General features: G+C 47.5%; 16 protein-coding genes. 13 read left to right on the top strand and 3 right to left on the bottom strand.

Annotation, left to right across the window (positions count from 1 at the left end):
* Window positions 1–80 precede the first annotated feature (80 nt).
* The 4 genes from dprA to HO274_RS08285 are packed head-to-tail and all read left to right on the top strand — an operon-like array spanning window position 81 to window position 5,073.
* Window positions 81–1,052, top strand: coding sequence for a DNA-processing protein DprA (gene dprA / locus HO274_RS08270; protein ID WP_273118658.1), 972 nt, complete (start codon window positions 81–83; stop codon window positions 1,050–1,052).
* Window positions 1,053–1,092: 40 nt separating this feature from the next.
* Complete coding sequence (locus HO274_RS08275; RefSeq protein ID WP_031596741.1) at window positions 1,093–1,578, top strand: DUF494 family protein; 486 nt, start codon at window positions 1,093–1,095, stop codon at window positions 1,576–1,578.
* 10 nt (window positions 1,579–1,588) lie between these two features.
* Window positions 1,589–4,231: a type I DNA topoisomerase gene (gene topA / locus HO274_RS08280; RefSeq protein ID WP_273118663.1), complete on the top strand. Its 2,643-nt coding sequence runs from the start codon at window positions 1,589–1,591 to the stop codon at window positions 4,229–4,231.
* A gap of 5 nt (window positions 4,232–4,236) precedes the next feature.
* Window positions 4,237–5,073 (top strand): glycosyltransferase family 2 protein, encoded by an 837-nt coding sequence (locus HO274_RS08285; protein WP_031596743.1) that lies wholly within the window; start codon window positions 4,237–4,239, stop codon window positions 5,071–5,073.
* Window positions 5,074–5,077: 4 nt separating this feature from the next.
* Here the strand turns inward: HO274_RS08285 and gyrB are convergent, their stop codons facing one another.
* From gyrB to dnaA, 3 genes are all read right to left on the bottom strand, one after another.
* The gene (gyrB, locus tag HO274_RS08290; protein WP_031596744.1) at window positions 5,078–7,498 is read right to left on the bottom strand and encodes a DNA topoisomerase (ATP-hydrolyzing) subunit B; all 2,421 of its coding nucleotides are present in this window, start codon (window positions 7,496–7,498) and stop codon (window positions 5,078–5,080) included.
* Between the two features lie 41 nt (window positions 7,499–7,539).
* A complete protein-coding gene (gene dnaN, locus HO274_RS08295) occupies window positions 7,540–8,649 on the bottom strand; it encodes a DNA polymerase III subunit beta (RefSeq protein WP_273118668.1) in 1,110 nt (369 codons plus the stop codon).
* A gap of 217 nt (window positions 8,650–8,866) precedes the next feature.
* Window positions 8,867–10,219 carry a chromosomal replication initiator protein DnaA gene (dnaA, locus tag HO274_RS08300; protein ID WP_051862177.1) on the bottom strand — a complete coding sequence of 451 codons (1,353 nt, stop codon included), beginning with the start codon at window positions 10,217–10,219 and terminating at the stop codon, window positions 8,867–8,869.
* Window positions 10,220–10,408: 189 nt separating this feature from the next.
* Between dnaA and rpmH the strand changes: the two genes are divergently transcribed.
* From rpmH to HO274_RS08340, 9 genes are all read left to right on the top strand, one after another.
* Entirely contained in the window at window positions 10,409–10,543 is a 135-nt protein-coding gene (gene rpmH / locus HO274_RS08305) for a 50S ribosomal protein L34 (protein ID WP_082783124.1), read from the top strand.
* Window positions 10,512–10,934, top strand: a complete 423-nt coding sequence (rnpA, locus tag HO274_RS13560; RefSeq protein ID WP_420537356.1) for a ribonuclease P protein component — start codon at window positions 10,512–10,514, stop codon at window positions 10,932–10,934. The genes rpmH and rnpA overlap by 32 nt, the downstream gene beginning before the upstream one ends.
* Window positions 10,886–11,095 (top strand): membrane protein insertion efficiency factor YidD, encoded by a 210-nt coding sequence (yidD, locus tag HO274_RS08310; RefSeq protein ID WP_082783122.1) that lies wholly within the window; start codon window positions 10,886–10,888, stop codon window positions 11,093–11,095. Before rnpA ends, yidD begins: the two co-directional genes overlap by 49 nt.
* A 7-nt stretch (window positions 11,096–11,102) precedes the next feature.
* Window positions 11,103–12,761 carry a membrane protein insertase YidC gene (gene yidC / locus HO274_RS08315; RefSeq protein WP_031596751.1) on the top strand — a complete coding sequence of 553 codons (1,659 nt, stop codon included), beginning with the start codon at window positions 11,103–11,105 and terminating at the stop codon, window positions 12,759–12,761.
* The gene (mnmE, locus tag HO274_RS08320; RefSeq protein WP_273118674.1) at window positions 12,745–14,112 is read left to right on the top strand and encodes a tRNA uridine-5-carboxymethylaminomethyl(34) synthesis GTPase MnmE; all 1,368 of its coding nucleotides are present in this window, start codon (window positions 12,745–12,747) and stop codon (window positions 14,110–14,112) included. Before yidC ends, mnmE begins: the two co-directional genes overlap by 17 nt.
* Before the next feature lie 67 nt (window positions 14,113–14,179).
* On the top strand, window positions 14,180–16,066 hold the full coding sequence (mnmG, locus tag HO274_RS08325; RefSeq protein ID WP_273118677.1) for a tRNA uridine-5-carboxymethylaminomethyl(34) synthesis enzyme MnmG: 1,887 nt from the start codon (window positions 14,180–14,182) through the stop codon (window positions 16,064–16,066).
* Window positions 16,059–16,709 carry a 16S rRNA (guanine(527)-N(7))-methyltransferase RsmG gene (gene rsmG, locus HO274_RS08330; protein ID WP_273118680.1) on the top strand — a complete coding sequence of 217 codons (651 nt, stop codon included), beginning with the start codon at window positions 16,059–16,061 and terminating at the stop codon, window positions 16,707–16,709. The genes mnmG and rsmG overlap by 8 nt, the downstream gene beginning before the upstream one ends.
* On the top strand, window positions 16,709–17,506 hold the full coding sequence (locus HO274_RS08335; RefSeq protein WP_062187694.1) for a ParA family protein: 798 nt from the start codon (window positions 16,709–16,711) through the stop codon (window positions 17,504–17,506). The genes rsmG and HO274_RS08335 overlap by 1 nt, the downstream gene beginning before the upstream one ends.
* Window positions 17,469–18,398 (top strand): ParB/RepB/Spo0J family partition protein, encoded by a 930-nt coding sequence (locus HO274_RS08340; RefSeq protein ID WP_273118684.1) that lies wholly within the window; start codon window positions 17,469–17,471, stop codon window positions 18,396–18,398. The genes HO274_RS08335 and HO274_RS08340 overlap by 38 nt, the downstream gene beginning before the upstream one ends.
* The last annotated feature ends 16 nt before the right edge of the window (window positions 18,399–18,414 follow it).

Consider the following 18,414-nt stretch of genomic DNA (forward strand, 5'->3'; position numbering starts at 1 on the left):
AAAGGTGAGTATAAGATCAGTTTAAAATTTTGTAACGTCTTATTATAACGGGCATCTGCTCTCAATGGTGCCCTCTTGCCATGGTTCCACTCCCTGACGTCCCATCAGACACTCTGAAGTTCTGGCTGAGCCAGGAACATCATCATTATCTCCGACCAGAGGATCGCGATTTTCCCGCACCTCTGAAGGAAATCAATTCCGCACCTGTCCATCTCTATCTGACCGGACATCTGTCTCTGCTTCAACGCCCCATGCTGGCCATCGTTGGAAGCCGCCGTGCCAGTACTCAAGGAATCTTGAATGCCACTGCCTTCGCTCGTGCCCTGTCTCAAGAGGGCTTGACCATCATCAGCGGCTTGGCGATCGGCATCGACGCCGCTGCTCACAGGGGAGCAATGGAAGGAAACGGCCAAACTGTGGCTGTAATGGCGACCGGCATAGACCGTCTCTATCCCTCTGACAATCAGGCACTGGCGCAACAAATTGCCAAACAGGGGTTGATCTTGAGTGAATTTGACTTCGGAACCCCAGCCCGTCCCTGGCACTTTCCCCATCGTAATCGTCTGATTGCCCATTTATCCCTGGGGTGCCTGGTGGTGGAAGCCACTCTGGACAGCGGTTCCCTCATTACCGCCCAGTTGGCTCTGGACCAAGGAAAAGAAGTCTTTGCCATCCCTGGCTCCATTCATAATCCACTCTCGCGGGGGTGTCACCAACTGATTCGAGAAGGGGCCAAATTGGTGGAAAATATCGCTGACATCCTGAACGAACTACCGGAACCCAATGGCAAAACCGGTGAAAATCCTGCGTCCCCTCAAGAAAATTTTCCACTGGAATCCACTCATCCAACCTTTCCCTCGGTAGAATGTCTGCGCTTGTGGCAGAATATGGGGGAGTTACCGATGACTCTCGACGGGTTGGCAAAACAGTCCAACTTGACGGTGAGTCAAGTAGCGCTCATGCTAACCTCACTTGAATTGGCAGGCCATGTGGCTTGGATTTCTGGAGGACGGGTTCAGCGCCTGGTTCACTCCCCTCCAGGCTTTCCTTGACCGACCCGATGATGGGCGTTTATACGCGAGGGCACCGTTTATGGTGGACATCCTGATATTTGTTTATGAAAATTTCTTTGGTAGCGGCATTTATCCGGCTCATTCTGTGCTCGTCAACCGTCTTTATGCGGCTGGTTTTGAAGAAGGGGCTGTGAGTGGAACCTTGGCTTGGCTGGATAGTCTGGGGCAGAATGGCGAGGTTCTTCCTTCCAGTCTGACTTCCTCCTCCGTCGGCACAGAGTGGCAGTCAACCCCCGCCCAACGTTTTTTGGTAGAACACGAATTGGAGCGTTTGGGACAGGAAGGCTGGGATTTTCTTGCCTTTCTGGAAAACGCCAAGGTATTGTCGGCGGCCCAACGTGAACTGATATTGGGAGGATTGATGGCACTGGATCTGGACGAAGATGAGCCCGACCTGGATCGCCTCAAACTGATGGCATTGATGGTCCTCTGGCGCCAGGGTCGTCCCTGGGATGCGCTACTGATCGAAGAATTGATTTATTTCCAGGATTCCCTGGTCCATTGAGTGATTGACTGTGTCAAAAAAACTACTAATTGTTGAATCTCCCTCCAAAGCCAAGACCCTGAAAAAATATCTGGGTCCGGATTTTGAAATCCTCGCCTCCTATGGCCATGTGCGTGACCTCATCCCAAAGTCCGGCGCGGTGGATCCAAATAATAATTTTTACATGAAATATCAGTTGGTTGAACGAAATAAAAAACATGTGGATGCCATTCTTCGGGCAGTCAAGTCGGCAGATCATATTTTCCTGGCCACTGACCCGGATCGCGAAGGAGAAGCCATTGCCTGGCATCTGGTGGAAATTCTTCAGCCTCAGTTGGAAGGAAAACCTTTCGAACGGGTCGTCTTTTATGAAATCACTCAAAAGGCCATTCAGGAAGCGGTGGCTCATCCTCGCGCCCTGTCACTACCTCTGGTTAATGCACAGCAAGCCCGCCGCGCTCTGGACTACCTGGTAGGCTTCAACCTTTCTCCCTTATTGTGGAAAAAAATTCGCCGTGGATTGTCGGCAGGACGGGTACAAAGTCCAGCTCTACGCCTGATCGTGGAACGCGAGCAACAAATCACCGCCTTTCGTCAGGAAGAATACTGGACCCTTCATCTGGAAAGCCGCAAAGAAGCGCAGCCATTTCAGGCACGTCTGGTGCAATGGGCGGGAGAAAAATTGCAGACGCTCAGCATCACCTCTGAAGACCAGCAACTTTCCTGGCTGGAATCTTTAAAAGATCAGCCAGCTCAGGTCCGCACTGTGGAGCGGAAACAACGACAACGTCATCCGGCCGCCCCTTTCACTACCTCGACCCTGCAACAGGAATCAGTGCGCAAGTTGGGCTTCACCACCGACCGCACCATGAAAATGGCACAGCAACTGTACGAAGGGATTGATATCGGGAGCGGGGCCGTTGGTTTGATCTCTTACATGAGAACCGATTCGGTACAACTTTCCCAGGAAGCACTCACAGATATTCGAAACCACATCCAAACAAATTTTGCGGCGGAATTTTTGCCTGGGAAACCGGTTTTCTACGCCAACAAAAGCAAAAATGCCCAAGAGGCCCATGAGGCCATTCGCCCCACCTCCATCGCACGCACTCCGGAAAGCCTGCGCGAATATCTTGCGCCCGATCAATTCCGTCTCTATGAAATGATCTGGAAACGCACGGTGGCCAGTCAGATGACCTCCGCTCAGTTCGATACGGTCAGTGTGGATATTTCCGTCGGCACTCAGGCCCTGTTTCGAGCCACGGGGCAAACCATGACCTTTGCCGGATTCATCGTGGTTTATCGTGAAGATGTGGATGAAGCTCCCGCTGCACACACAGAAGGCGATGAAACCGATCGTCGTCTTCCCCCCCTCGAGGAAGGAGAAATGCTGCCCGTGGAACGCTTATGGGGAGAACAGCATCACACCCAACCCCCCCCACGGTACACAGAAGCCAGTTTGGTCAAAGCGTTGGAGGAATTCGGGATTGGCCGTCCTTCCACTTACGCCAGCATCATCAGCACCTTGATCCAGCGCGAATATGTCACCCTCGATAAAAAGCGTTTCATGCCCACGGACGTGGGAGAAGTGGTCAATCGCTTTCTGACCGAACATTTTGCGCGCTATGTGGACTATGATTTCACGGCCCGTCTCGAGGATCAACTGGATCAAATCTCCGAAGGACAGTTGGATTGGATTCCTGTACTGGATCAATTCTGGAAAGATTTTTCTGCTCAATTGGAAGAAAAATCTTCCGTATCCCGGGCAGAAATCACGCAGGAACTCTTGGAGGAAGTTTGTCCGAAATGTGGCAAACCGCTCACCGTACGTCTAGGAAAACGAGGAAAGTTTGTGGGCTGTAGTGGCTATCCCGACTGCGATTTCACTCGAAATCGTGAAGGAACCCCTTCCCTTGAGGCACCGACTTCCGTAGGCATGGATCCAGAGTCCCAACGACCCATCTTGCTGATGAATGGTCCTTATGGACCCTACGTACAATTGGGAGAATCTGGAGAAGCAGGGAAAAAACCCAAACGGGTTTCACTTCCCAAAGGTTTACTGCCTGCTCAGGTCACCCCGGACATTGCGCTAAAACTCATTCAATTACCTCGTACCCTGGGCATTCATCCCGTCACCGAGAAACCCGTGATCGTCAATATAGGCCGTTTTGGTCCTTACATTCAGAATGATACAGATTTTCGTTCCATCCCGAAAACCGATTCACTATTCGAGATTACTCTGGAACGTGCCACTGCTATATTGGCCGAACCAAAATCTCCGGCCCGGGCTGCTACTTCTGGAGGATTATTGCGCACTCTAGGCGAACATCCCAAGGATCATCAACCCATTGAACTCTTCACGGGAAAATATGGCCCCTACGTCAAACATGGAAAACTGAACGTGACCGTTCCAGCAGATATGGCGGTGGATCAATTGACCCTGGATGATGCTCTGGATCTGATTGCGGCCAAATTGGCCAACGCCCCGGACAAACCAGAACCCCCCCCCGTCAATGGGAATGTTCTGACTATTCCCTCAAAAGCCACTCCACGACCGAGCAAAGCTGCACCTGGCAACAAAAAACCACGTTCTTCTTCTCCCTCATCCCAGGGACCCGGGAACCCCCGTGGAACTCGCATGCGTAAATCCTCTCCCCGTAAAACCCCGGTGTAGTTTTCATGTGGTCGGTGCTCATTCCCACATGGAACAATCTGGCATTATTGAAACAGTGCCTGTCTTATCTGGAAAAATACACCCGGTTTCCCTATGAGGTGATCCTGCATATCAACGAGGGCAGGGATGGAACCTTGGAATGGGTTCAAGAGCAGGGCATTGCTCATACCCATTCCACAGAAAACATCGGAATTTGTCAGGCCATCAACCAGATTGCGGAATTGGCAAACTATCCCTATCTGGTCTACCTGAACGATGATATGGTTTGTCTGCCCCAGTGGGATGTGGAACTTCAAAACCGCATTCAGTCACTGAATACCGAGGCCTTTATGATTTCCGGGACCATGATCGAACCGGTGGCTTCCGGTAATGCCTGTGCCATCGTGGCAGATTACGGTCGAGATCCGGAATCCTTTCGCGCTCAGGATCTTATTCGGGATCTTCCCCAACTCGTGATTCCGGATTGGTACGGGGCAACGTGGCCTCCAACGGTCGTTCATCGAAATTGGTGGAAAAAAGTAGGGGGATATAGCCTGGAATTTTCCCCTGGAATGAGCAGCGATAATGATTTTTCCATGAAAATGTGGCAAGCCGGTTGCCGTATCTTCCTTGGAGTCGGAACCGCCCGGGTATATCACTTCATGTCCCGCTCAACGGGAAAAGTCAAAAAAAACGATGGGCGCAGACAGTTTCTCAAAAAATGGGGAGTGACCCAATCCACTTTTGACCGTCATTTTTTGCGTCGTGGGTTACCCGCCATCACACCGCGCCTTCCTGAACCCTCACCCAGTCCGAGGTATTTTCTGGACCGGGCAAGAAGTTGGCTGAAATCCTTGGGTTGACCCCTCAAATATCGATATTGGTAACTCCCAGCGCATTATTTTCGATAAATTGTCGGCGCGGTTCCACCTCATCTCCCATGAGAGTGGTAAAGATTTCATCGGCTCGAATGGCATCCTCGATCTGAACCCGGAGCAAGCGGCGGGATTCCGGATTCATCGTGGTTTCCCATAACTGGTCCGGGTTCATCTCGCCCAGCCCTTTGTAGCGTTGCAAGGAAATTCCTCGCCGGGCTTCATCCAAAAGCCAGCGAAGGGCTTCCGGAAAACTTTTGATGGCCATTCCTTTTTCCCCACGCCGAACCATCGCACCCGCTTTGACCAATCCTTGAAACAGATGAGCCACCGCTTTGATTCTTTCATAATCTCCGGAAGTCAGAAACTCGGAATCCATGAAGGATGCATGAACGACTCCGTGATCTGTCTTCAAGATACGTAGACGGAAATTGCCCGTTAGATCGTCCACCTCGTGCTGGAGCGTGATCGCCCCATGACTTTCTCCTTCCTGACGCACCGAGAGGATATCGTTCAGGCGTTGGGCGACACCTTCTGCTTCCTGCTCCGTTTCCAACGTCACTTCAGGAACCTCGAGAAGGGCTTCCAGAACCTCCTTGGGAATGACCCGCCCAAGACGCCGGATGACAGCCTCCGCCAGAAGGTATTCCCGTGCGATGCTACCCAATGCTTCGGTACTGACCACGCATTCGCCAGAACGGATCTCAGAGCCTTGCAGAGCCAATCCAAGGAGGTATTGATTCAATTCGTGGTCATCTTTCAAATATTGTTCCGTTTTTCCCTGTTTGACCTTGTACAACGGCGGCTGGGCAATGTAAATATGCCCGCGTTCCACCAACTCGCGCATCTGACGATAGAAAAAAGTCAGCAGCAGGGTACGAATGTGGGATCCATCCACGTCCGCATCGGTCATGATGATGATGCGGTGATAGCGCACTTTTTCAGGAGAATATTCGTCTTTTCCGATTCCTGTTCCCAACGCAGTGATCAACGTCACAATTTCCTGAGAGGACACCAATTTGTCGAAGCGCGCCCGCTCCACATTCAAAATTTTTCCCTTGAGGGGAAGAATGGCCTGAAAACGTCGATCTCTTCCCTGTTTGGCAGAGCCCCCGGCAGAGTCCCCTTCCACCAGGTAAATTTCACATTGTGCCGGGTCCTTTTCCTGGCAATCCGCCAGTTTCCCAGGCAGTCCAAGACCGTCCAGTGCTCCCTTGCGCCGTGTCAATTCCCTGGCTTTTCGAGCGGCTTCCCGAGCGCGCGCAGCATCGATTATCTTTCCCACAATAATGCGTGCTTCTGCTGGTTTTTCAAGAAGAAAACTACGCATTTGCTCCGACACTACCTCTTCAACCGCAGGTCGCACTTCCGAAGAAACCAGTTTTTCCTTGGTTTGAGACGAAAATTTTGGATCAGGTACCTTGACGGACAAGACACAGGTCAGCCCTTCGCGCATATCATCGCCTGTGGTTTCCACCTTGGCCTTGCGTGCCAGTTCGTTCTCCTCGATGAACTGATTGAGGGTGCGGGTCATAGCCGCCCGCAGTGCGGTCAAATGGGTCCCACCATCTCTCTGAGGAATGTTGTTGGTAAAACAGAGTACATTTTCCTGATAGGATTCATTCCATTGCATGGCCACTTCCACGCTGATGCCTTCTTTTTCACCCACTGAATGGAATACGGTGGGATGAAGCACAGTTCGGGTACGATTCAGATACTCGACAAAACCCCTTACGCCGCCGCTGAAGGAGAAGTTTTCTTCTTGACCATGGCGCAGATCCTTCAAAAAAATGGAGACCCCGTTATTGAGGAACGAAAGTTCGCGCAAACGGCGCGCCAATATGTCGTAATGAAATTCTATGACCCCAAAAGTCAGCGGGCTGGGAAGAAAGTGAATCTCTGTTCCACGTTTCGGGGAGTCACCCACCGTTGCCAGAGGAGACACCGGATCACCTCCCCTAAATTCCATAAAATGGCGTTTTCCATCTCGAAAAATGGTCAATTTCAACCAGGTGGATAACGCATTGACAACCGATACACCCACTCCATGCAAACCGCCAGAGATTTTGTAACTGTTGCTGTCGAACTTTCCACCGGCATGCAGCACCGTCATGATGACCTCAGCCGCGGAACGCCCTTCTTCAGGATGAATATCTGTGGGAATCCCCCGCCCGTTATCTGTGACCGTAATGGAATTGTCCATGTGAATGATCACCTGGATTTCGTCACAATGACCGGCCAATGCCTCATCGATGGCATTATCCAAAACTTCAAATACCATATGGTGAAGACCGGTTCCGTCGCTCGTATCCCCGATATACATTCCAGGACGTTTGCGAACGGCCTCTAACCCCTTGAGCACCTTGATATTTTCAGAAGTGTATTGATTTTTTTCCTGAGTATTCTGTTCCACGTATATTTTCCTGCAGTCGTAGGTCGAAAAATTGAAAAGGTTCAAATTCTCATGGGCATAACAACATATTTAAACTGGAGTTCTGCAGAAGGAAGTGTGATCAACATACTGCTTCCTGTTTCTCCGAAAGAGCAGGTTACCTGATCCACGCTCAAATGTTGGAGTACTTCCAATAAGTAATTGATATTAAAACCTATATCCAAAGGCTCCTGGGAATATTCCACTTCAAGTTCTTCATGGGCCTCTTCCTGTTCACTGTTGGAACAAATGATGGCCAAATTTCCCTGAGTGAGCAGGAACCGTACCCCCCGCACCTTGTCGTTGGACAGAATGGAAGCACGTTGCAAGCCCTGCAACAAGGAAAGTCGAGAAATGGTGAAATGCCGATAGTGCGTCGTCGGTATAACCCTTTGATAATCAGGATACTTTCCTTCAATGACTTTGGTAAGAAATTCGGTTTTAGAAAACCTGAATTCCACCTGAGTGGAATGAAAAATCAACTCTACAGGTTCATCATTGGGTTGCAACAACTTGATCAATTCACTGACTGACCTCCGTGGCAGGATGGCTTCAACTTTGTCAAAGGACTGATCCATCTGATGGGTTGTGTAAGCCATTCGATGACCATCAGTAGCTACCGCAGTGACCTGGTTATCCTCAATAGCCAGATAAGTTCCATTCAAATAAAAACGAACATCCTGCTGAGCCACGGCATATTGTACTCGTTCCAGAAGGCTTTTGAGGAGTTTTTGGGTCAGGATAATGCGTTTTCCTTCATCCTGTGCACGAGCCATGCTGGGAAAAACCACTCCCTCCTGAGTTAACAGGTTGAACCGGCTTTTCCCTGAGCGAATCACCATTTTACCCGCACGTTGATCCAGCGTCAGAAGGCTGTTTTCAGGAAGACTGCGCACGATGTCATGCAGTTTTCGAGCAGAAACCAGAATAGAACCGGGTTCACTGATCTGTTCCGCAGGAGAACGGGTTTTCACCTGAATTTCCAAATCGGTTCCATGAACCTGTAATTGGTTCTCGAAGGTATCCATCAGGACATTATTCAAAATTGCCATGGTTTGGCGTCGCTCAACAATGCTGAGCAAGGGTTGCAAAATCGTAAGAAGGTTTTCTCTTACTATTACTATAGTTGTCATATATCTCTCTTTAATAGTTAATGATAAGAGTAGGCAAAATATCGGGAAAACTCACTAATAACAATAAAAAACATATAGATGAAGTGTTTCAAAGGATGTTGATAAACCATTTTTTTATTGAATTGCTTTGTGGATAACTCAAGAAATTCAAGAAAAAAATAAGTTATCCACAAATTACCCTCAGTTTTTCCCTGGGTTATACCGTACTTATTCCGGGTTATCCATTAAGAATACTGTTCAAAGCTTCGAAATCGCGTTGGGTTGTTTGATCGCTGCCGCAGAGTTCCTGGATTTTTCTACAGGCATGGAGCACTGTGGTGTGGTCTCGTCCTCCAAAGGACTCGCCGATGTCAGGCAGACTGAGACTGGTAATTTCCTTGGCCAGGGCCATCGCCATTTGTCGAGGTCGTGCAAGATTACGGGTGCGTTTTTTAGAAAACATGTCACTGACTTTGATCTTGTAGTAGTCTGCAACGGTTTTTTGAATGTTTTCAATGGAAATTTGCCGATGTTGCAGTGCTAAAACATCTTTTAAGGCTTCTCGTGCAGAAATGACGCTGATGGATTCATTCCGAAAACGTGCATAGGCGACCACGCGTTTCAAGGCTCCTTCCAGTTCTCGTACATTTGAGCGAATGTGCTTGGCGATGAAAAAAGCGACGGATTCCTCAAGGATGATGGATTCCTTTTGTGCTTTACTGATCAGAATGGCTACCCTCATCTCCAGTTCAGGAGGTTCTATGGCAACAGTCAGCCCCCAGCCAAAACGCGAAATGAGCCGAGGTTCCATGCCCGATATTTCTTTTGGAAAACTGTCGCAAGTGATGATTATTTGTCTGTGTGATTCAACTAATGCATTGAATGCGAAGAAAAATTCTTCTTGTGTTCGAGTTTTGTTCCCAAAGAACTGGATATCGTCAATCATCAACAGATCCAGGGTGTGGTAATACTGTTTGAAACTGTCAAAGGATTTATGTTGATAGGCACGGACCACATCAGAGACATACTTTTCTGAATGGATATATCGAACCTTGGCTTGTGGATTCCGTTCCAGAATATTATTCCCAATCGCTTGAATTAAGTGCGTTTTTCCAAGACCTACGCCTCCATAAACGAAGAGGGGGTTATAGGCTTTACCTGGATTTTCTGCGACCTGAAGCGCTGCAGCACGAGCCAACTGGTTGGCTTTTCCACTGACAAAATTATCAAAGTTGAAGGTTCGATTGAGTTGAGAGCGTTCTGCTGGATTGGGTTGAAGTACTGTTCTAGCCAGCGTGTCTTGTGAATGTGTGTCGGGAGGAGGTGAAGTATTCTCAGGGAGAATCGTGCTATTCTCCTTCTGTTGCAAAATCACGGAGTCTAACCCTTGCTCTCGAGCCAGTTCGTCGATACGTTGAAAATAACGTTCCTTGACCCACTGCAGGATGAAGCGATTGGGGGCAATCAGGATAACCTGGTTATTTTCGATTACCTCTGAGAGAGGTTTTATCCAAGTGTTAAATTGGGATTCTGTGTATTCTGCTTGAAGATTCAGCAGAGTTTGTTGCCATCGTTCTGAAGCCGGGGAAATAGACACAGTATGGGGGTACCTTACGAGCAGGAGGGTAGGGTGAAAACGATTGTTTACCCTACATTCTACCCCAGTCCAAACTAAGTTATTCACCGTTAGATAAGGGTGCATGTGGATATTTTTTTCTTGACATAACCCTATGTTTTGAGGTGTAATCATGGGTTCATTAGTGAAGTCTAGGAAAATGTCATGAAACGTACTTATCAACCATCGGTTACCAAACGAAAGCGCACTCATGGTTTTCTCGTGCGAATGAAGACTCGCGGAGGCCGTGCAATTATCAGAGCACGTCGTGCGCAGGGTCGTACTCGCTTGGCTGTTTGAACTTGGTTTTAAAAAAATCATTCGGTTGATCACCCTTTCCGGGCGGGCTGATTTTGAGGCAGTTTTTTCCCTGAGAATCACTCGCTCGACTCACCACTTTAGGATACTTGTCAAACCTAACGAAAGTGAGGATTTGCGCTTTGGTCAAGTCGTGGGTCGTAAAATATGTCGGCGTGCAGTCGGTCGAAACTATATGAGACGATTTTGCCGCGAATGGGTGAGAAAGCATTTAACGCAATTGAGTGGTCTTGATGTGGTTTTGGTTCATAGAAAAATCTTTACCCATGAAGATCGAACCTACCTTTATGGGGAATTGGAATGCTTGACGGATTTCAGTCATAAATGTCGCGATTCTTACAGTTCCTCATCCGCTCGTATCAACTCTGCTTAAGCCCTTTTCTGGGCCGTTCTTGTCGTTTTTATCCCACTTGCTCTCAATACGCTCACGATGCCATTCTTCGGCATGGGTCTGTGCATGGTATCGGCTTGGCGGCAAAACGTTTGTGCAAATGTCACCCCTGGAATCCCGGGGGATACGATCCCGTTCCGTGAGAGTCCTATGAAACTGCAACGAATCATCCCTTTGATCATCTTTACTCTATCCAGTTTTATGCTATGGGACGCTTGGCAAGTCTCACAAGGAAAAAATCCGGTGGCTGGGATGAGTTCCATTTCTGCGTCTAATGCCCCCATTGGAGCAACTTCTGGAACGTCCTCTTCCCCAAATTCTGTTCCTGCTGCCCCCGCAGTTTCATCGTCAGGTGCGGTGGTCGGAACTTCGGATTTGACTCATGGCCAGAGAATTTTAGTTCATACCGATTTGTTCGATGCAGATATTGATACGGTGGGCGCAGACTTGCGCAGTTTGAAATTGAACCATCATCTCTCTGCTGAAAATGAACATCGTCCCGTAGACTTATTCGAGGATCATTCAAATTTGATCTATGTTGCCCAGAGTGGTTTGCTGGGAGATCATCTGCCGAACCATACTTCGGTTTACCAGTCCGCAGTGACGAATTATTCTCTGGAACCTGGTGAGGAAGATATTTCAGTGCCTCTGACCACCGAAGTTCCGGGTTTGGTTTCTGTGACAAAAATTTATCACTTCAAACGAGGAAGTTATGTCATTGGTGTTGAAACCAGGGTAAAAAATCTATCCTCGACTCCCCTGTCTCCCTCAGCTTACTTTCAGTTTTTACGGGTTTCCAAGGCGCCCCCCGGTGATCCTCGTTTTGTCAGCACCTACACAGGACCTGCGGTTTATACTCAAGCCACAAAATTCCAAAAAATTTCTTTTTCCGATATTGAAAAAGGAAAGAAGGATTATCCTGTTAATGCCAATGATGGCTGGCTTGCCATGCTTCAACATTATTTCGTCTCTGCCTGGCTACCACCCAGCGGTGTTCCGCGCGAATTCTTTACACGTAAGGTTGGTAATGACTTGTACACCGCTGGGGTTATTCTTCCCATGGGAACAATTCAGCCACAAGGAAGCGCTGATGTATCCGTTCCTCTTTATGCTGGACCTCAGGAGGGAGCGAAACTCAAGTCCCTCGCACCTGGTCTGGATTTGACCATTGACTATGGATGGCTGACCATCATCGCCATGCCCATGTTTCAATTTCTATCCTGGATTCATGGTTTGGTAGGAAATTGGGGAGTGGCCATCATTTTACTGACGGTGACTATTAAATTAGCTTTTTTCCCACTTTCTGCGGCAAGTTACAAATCCATGGCTAAAATGCGCGTGGTTCAGCCAAAAATGGAAAGGATCCGGCAACAGTATGCGGATGATAAGGGGCGTATGAATCAGGCCATGATGGAGTTGTATAAAACCGAGAAAATAAACCCATTGGGCGGGTGTTTGCCCATGGTGGTCCAGATCCCTGTTTTTATATCTCTTTATTGGGTATTGCTGGGGGCAGTGGAATTGCGACATGCGCCTTTCTTTGCATGGATTCATGATTTGTCAGCCCCTGACCCTTTTTATATTCTTCCGCTGATCATGACGGCTTCCATGTTTTTGCAACAGCGTATGAGTCCCAAGCCGGCAGATCCCGTACAAGCAAAGGTAATGCAGTTCATGCCCCTAGCCTTTAGTTTCATGTTCTTTTTCTTTCCTGCTGGTTTGGTACTTTACTGGGTTGTCAATAATCTCTTGTCTATTGCCCAGCAATGGCAGATTACCCGTATGATGGGTGATGGAGTCAAGTCCTGACATTATCGTTGCTCAAGCAACTGCCCCGATTCCCTCTGGAGTCGGGGTGTTGCGTATTTCTGGCCGATCCATGGAGGAATTGGTCAGGTCTTTGACTGGAAAAGGTTATCCTGCAGCGCGTCAAGCCTCTCTACGTTCATTTTATAATCGTTTGGGAGAGGTCATTGATCATGGCCTCATTCTGTATTTTCCGGCGCCTCATTCCTACACAGGAGAAGATGTCGTTGAGTTGCACGCCCATGGTAGTCCAGTGGTTCTTCAAGAATTACAAGTGCACTGTCTTCAGTGGGGAGCAAGATTAGCCAATCCGGGAGAATTTACCCTAAGGGCTTACCTCAATAATAAAATAGATCTTAACCAAGCCGAAGCCGTGGCTGATTTGATCCATGCGGATTCTTCCCAAGCGGCGCGTTCGGCTGCTCTGGCTTTATCTGGAAGGTTTTCTGAGGTTATTCACACTCTGGTTTCCGATCTCACAACGCTTAGGGTACGACTGGAAAGTGATTTTGATTTTACCGATGAGGAAATTCCGGTTTTTCATGAAGTTTCTTTTCGTTCTTCCTTGAACCATATTCTGGAACGGTTGACTCGTTTGGTGGAAAATTCAAGGCAAGGAGCATTATTGCGTGAAGGTAAAAATATTGTTTTGATTGGTTCTCCCAATGTGGGGAAGTCAAGTTTGCTCAACGCGCTGACTGAAGAAGACCATGCCTTGGTTACACCCATCCCAGGAACCACACGGGATTTGATTCGTGGTCACATGGTTTTGCAGGGCATACCGATACATCTGGTGGATACCGCTGGTATTAGGAAAACCGAGGATTTCGTCGAACGTGCAGGGATTGAGCGTACTTGGTCTGCGGTGAACAAGTCAGATTTGGCTCTGATTGTAGTTGATGTTCGTAAAGGGGTGACGGAAGATGATCGTTCCTTGATTGGGAGGTTACTTCCTCATCAGCCAAAATTGATTGTTGCGAATAAAATTGATCTGCTATCTTCAGAACACGATGTGGTTTCTGAATTGATCCATTCCATTGCAGGATTGTTGCCAGTTATCCCTGTGTCTGCACAGACGGGGGAAGGGTTGGAGGTGCTGAAGATAAAGATGTTGTCAGTTATGGATATCAATCATAATTCTGACGCACCACTATTGCTGGCGCGTGAACGTCATATTGCAACTTTGGTACAAGCCTTGGGTCACCTGCGAGAGGCTTTGATGACCTTTGAATCAGAGTTTATTGCTGAAGAATTGCGTCAGGCTCAACTTAAGTTGGCACAAATTTCAGGAAAGGAATTTGCGGCGGATGATTTGTTGGGAGAAATTTTTTCAAGGTTTTGTATCGGTAAGTAATGGTTGGTCGATTCCATGTGTTTCACGTGAAACACATGGGGCAATGGATATAAGGGATGGACAATAGGTGAAATATCCTCAAGAATTTGCAGTCGTTGTGGTGGGGGGGGGGCATGCAGGAACCGAAGCGGCCTTAGCCTCTGCTCGTTCTGGTATGACAACACTTTTGCTGACACACAATATTGAGACCTTGGGGCAGATGTCTTGTAATCCTTCTATTGGTGGGATTGGTAAGGGACATTTGGTAAAGGAAATTGATGCCTTAGGGGGCGTTATGGGGCTGGCTGCAGATGTTGCAGGCATTCAGTTTAGAATATTGAATGGGAGTAAAGGCCCTGCTGTTCGGGCGACCCGTGCTCAAATCGATCGGCAACTTTATCGTCAGCATATTCGTTCGTGCCTGGAAAACCAACCGAACCTGATTATTTTTCAGCAAGCCGTCACTGCACTCAAGATAGTCGGTAACCGTGTGGTGGGTGTTGAGACTCAATTAGGGGTATGGTTTTCTGCCCAATCAGTGGTCCTGACGACGGGGACCTTTTTGGCAGGATTGATGCATATCGGGTTGAATAAAAGTCCTGGGGGGAGGGCTGGAGATGCTCCAGCTGTTCCTTTGGCAGAACAATTGAGAGAATTATCGCTGCCTGTTGGACGCCTGAAAACAGGAACACCCCCACGAATCGATGGAAGAAGCATCGACTATTCAAAAACATTGGTCCAACCTGGGGATAAACCAAAACCAAAGTTTTCCTTTTGGACGGCGGAAGAAAATTTCCCTCCTCAAGTATCTTGCTGGATTACCCACACCTCCGAAATTACTCATGAAATTATTCGGCAGGGCCTAGACCGATCTCCACTTTACACAGGGGTGATCGAAGGTGTTGGGCCGCGTTATTGTCCTTCCATTGAAGATAAGATACATCGCTTTGGAGATAAATCCTCACACCAAATCTATTTAGAGCCAGAGGGTTTGACGACCCATGAAGTATATCCTAATGGCATTTCTACCAGTTTACCTTTTGATGTTCAGTTAGCCTTGGTACACTCGATTCCTGGGCTTGAAAATGCGCACTTAATGAGACCCGGTTATGCCATCGAGTATGATTATCTTGATCCTCGAGGCTTGCTTCCCACATTGGAATCTAAATTATTACAGGGATTGTTTCTTGCTGGTCAGATCAATGGGACCACGGGTTATGAAGAAGCCGCAGCACAAGGATTGCTTGCGGGTCTCAATGCCTCTCTTGCCGCTCGTGGCATGGACGGTTGGGTTCCACTTCGTCATGAAGCTTACCTGGGTGTGATGGTAGATGACTTGGTGACTCGGGGTGTTACTGAGCCTTACCGAATGTTTACCAGTCGAGCAGAATATCGCTTGCAATTACGGGAAGATAATGCTGATTTAAGGCTTTCTGAGCATGCCTATAAATTTGGGTTGATTTCTGAAAATCAATGGTCTGGGTTTTCAGAAAAAAAAAATATGATCGAGAAAGAAACTCAGCGTATCGGAAAAGTTCGATTTCATCCTGAAAACCATTCAATTAATGAACTGACCACTATATTTGGTCCTAACTATCCAGATAAGGAAGCGACCCACCTTGAATTGCTCAGACGACCGGAGGTCAGCTATGAACAACTTGATCTTCTTGATGTCCTCCCGGAGCCAAATTCGGAAAAAATAAAGGTCATTAGAAAACAAGTAGAAGTTCAGGTAAAATACAGCGGTTATATAGAGCGCCAAAAATTGGAAGTAGAACGGCAACGGACGCAAGAAGAAACCAGATTATCTCAGGACTTGAATTATTTTCAAGTCTTGGGCTTATCACATGAGGTTAGAGAAAAATTGCAGCAACATTGTCCAACCACGATAGGACAAGCCAGTCGAATACCCGGAATTACCCCTGCAGCTATTTCCTTGCTTATGGTTCATGTAAAACGAACTCATCATGTTTGAATATGACCGCCTCACTACTGAAGAAGCACAGATCCTGCGTACTGGTCTGGAATCATTACATCTTTCAGCCTCTGAACAAAGTCTTGAACAAGCTATACAATATTTGGATCTGTTGGAAAAATGGAATGGCGCTATAAATTTAACAGCCATTCGTCAAAGAGATCGAATGTTAACCCTCCATTTAATGGATAGTTGGACACTGGTCCCCTTTATAAAGGATTCGGAATTATTATTGGATGTGGGGTCAGGCGGGGGATTTCCTGGGATTCCTGTGGCACTGATCCGTCCTGATTTATCCATTACCTTGATGGAATCCAATCAAAAGAAAGTTGCTTTTTTGAAACAAGCTAAAATCGAATTAGGTCTGTACAATCTCGAGGTCATAGGGGAACGAGTTGAACAAAGCAAGCCAGACAAATTATACAATGTCATTACCTGTCGTGCTTTCTCTGACCTTTCTGAATTTGTCCGTTCGACCCGCCATTTACTTGCAAAAGGGGGAGAATGGATTGCCATGAAAGGGGCCATTCCTTATGATGAAATCAATCGCCTACCCGCCGAAATATCCACCACTATTACTCCCATTCAAATACCGGGCCTTAAGGCTGAGCGTCATTTGATTCATCTGCGCCCTTCACTTTGATGGGAAAAATATTGGCAGTGACCAATCAGAAAGGAGGGGTGGGAAAAACCACAACTGTGGTCAATCTTGCAGCCAGTTTGACTGTCCTTGGTCAAAAAGTGCTTTTAGTGGATCTTGACCCTCAAGGAAATGCTACTACAGGCAGTGGCTTAGATAAGAATTTATTAAAAAATACAGTTTATCAAGTTTTAACCCAGGAGCAATCTATCGATTCAGCCATTCATCGTTCTCCTACTGCGGGCTATGATGTCTTACCGGCTAATCGAGCGTTGGCAGGGGCAGAAATTGAACTGGTTGATGTGGAAAACCGGGAATTTCGTCTAAAAAATAGTTTGGCAAATGTCAGTTCGAATTATGATATTGTTTTGATTGATTGCCCTCCAGCACTAAATTTGCTGACACTCAATGGGTTGACGGCTACTTGGCGACTAATCATACCGATGCAATGTGAGTACTATGCTCTTGAGGGTCTGACAGATCTTCTTCAAACTATTCGAAGAGTCCGCTCGCACCTTAATCCGGGAATCGCCATTGAAGGGCTATTGCGCACTATGCTTGATCCACGTAGCGCTTTGGCTCAGCAGGTTTCTGCTCAGTTAGAAAGGCATTTTGCAGGAAAAATATATCGTACGGCCATACCACGGAATGTCCGATTGGCTGAGGCACCCAGTCATGGAAAGCCTGCAATTCACTATGATCCTGCTTCAAAGGGAGCAATTGCTTATTTGGAGTTGGCTAAAGAAATAATGGAACGTTTTGATGGCTCGGTTTCACGTGAAACAACTTCACTCAGATGAAAATAAAGAGGTAAAAATGAAAAAAATCAAAGGATTGGGGCGTGGGCTCGATGCTTTGCTGGGTGAAGACCGGGGAGAAAGGGATGAACAAAATAAAAATGATCGGTTGATCTTTATTGATATTGATCAATTACAACCAGGAAAATATCAACCCAGAACAAAGATGGATGCAACTTCCCTGGAGGAGTTGGCGCAGTCTATTAAAAACCAGGGGTTACTTCAGCCGATTCTTGTACGTGCCATGGCCACCGGAACCTACGAAATTATCGCAGGTGAGCGGCGCTGGCGGGCGTCTAGAATAGCGGGTTTGACCGAAATTCCAGTCATGATTCGAAATATTCCGGACGAAACCGCGCTGGCCGTAGGGTTGATTGAAAACATACAGCGAGAAAATCTCAATCCCTTGGAAGAAGCGCAGGGGCTTGAGCGATTGATTGACGAATTCGGAATGACACATGAAGGTGCGGCTCAGGCCGTGGGACGGTCCCGCAGTGCGGTAACTAACCTTCTTAGATTATTGCAGTTATCCGAAAATGTTCAATCTCTTCTGATGGAAGGGATGATTGAAATGGGGCATGCTCGGGCCATGATTTCTCTACCAGAATTACTTCAAAAAGAGATGGCTTTAGAAGTCGTGGACAAACAATTGTCTGTGCGACAGACAGAACAGCGCGTCAAGAAACTTCAAAACCCGATTTCAATAAATAAGACGCCTGAAGTATTGGAACGGTCCCGTGACATTCTCAAATTGGAAGAAAGTCTGGCGGATCATTTTGGTACGCAGGTCTTGTTAAAATCCGGTTCAAAAGGACAAGGTAGCGTGACTATAAAATTTACTAACCTGGACCAATTGGATGGAATTCTCTTGCGTTTCGGTTTAGACAAGGAATAGCGACAAGCACAAAACG

The sequence above is a fragment of the Ferrovum myxofaciens genome, assembly GCF_013181415.1.
Lineage (GTDB): Bacteria > Pseudomonadota > Gammaproteobacteria > Burkholderiales > Ferrovaceae > Ferrovum > Ferrovum myxofaciens.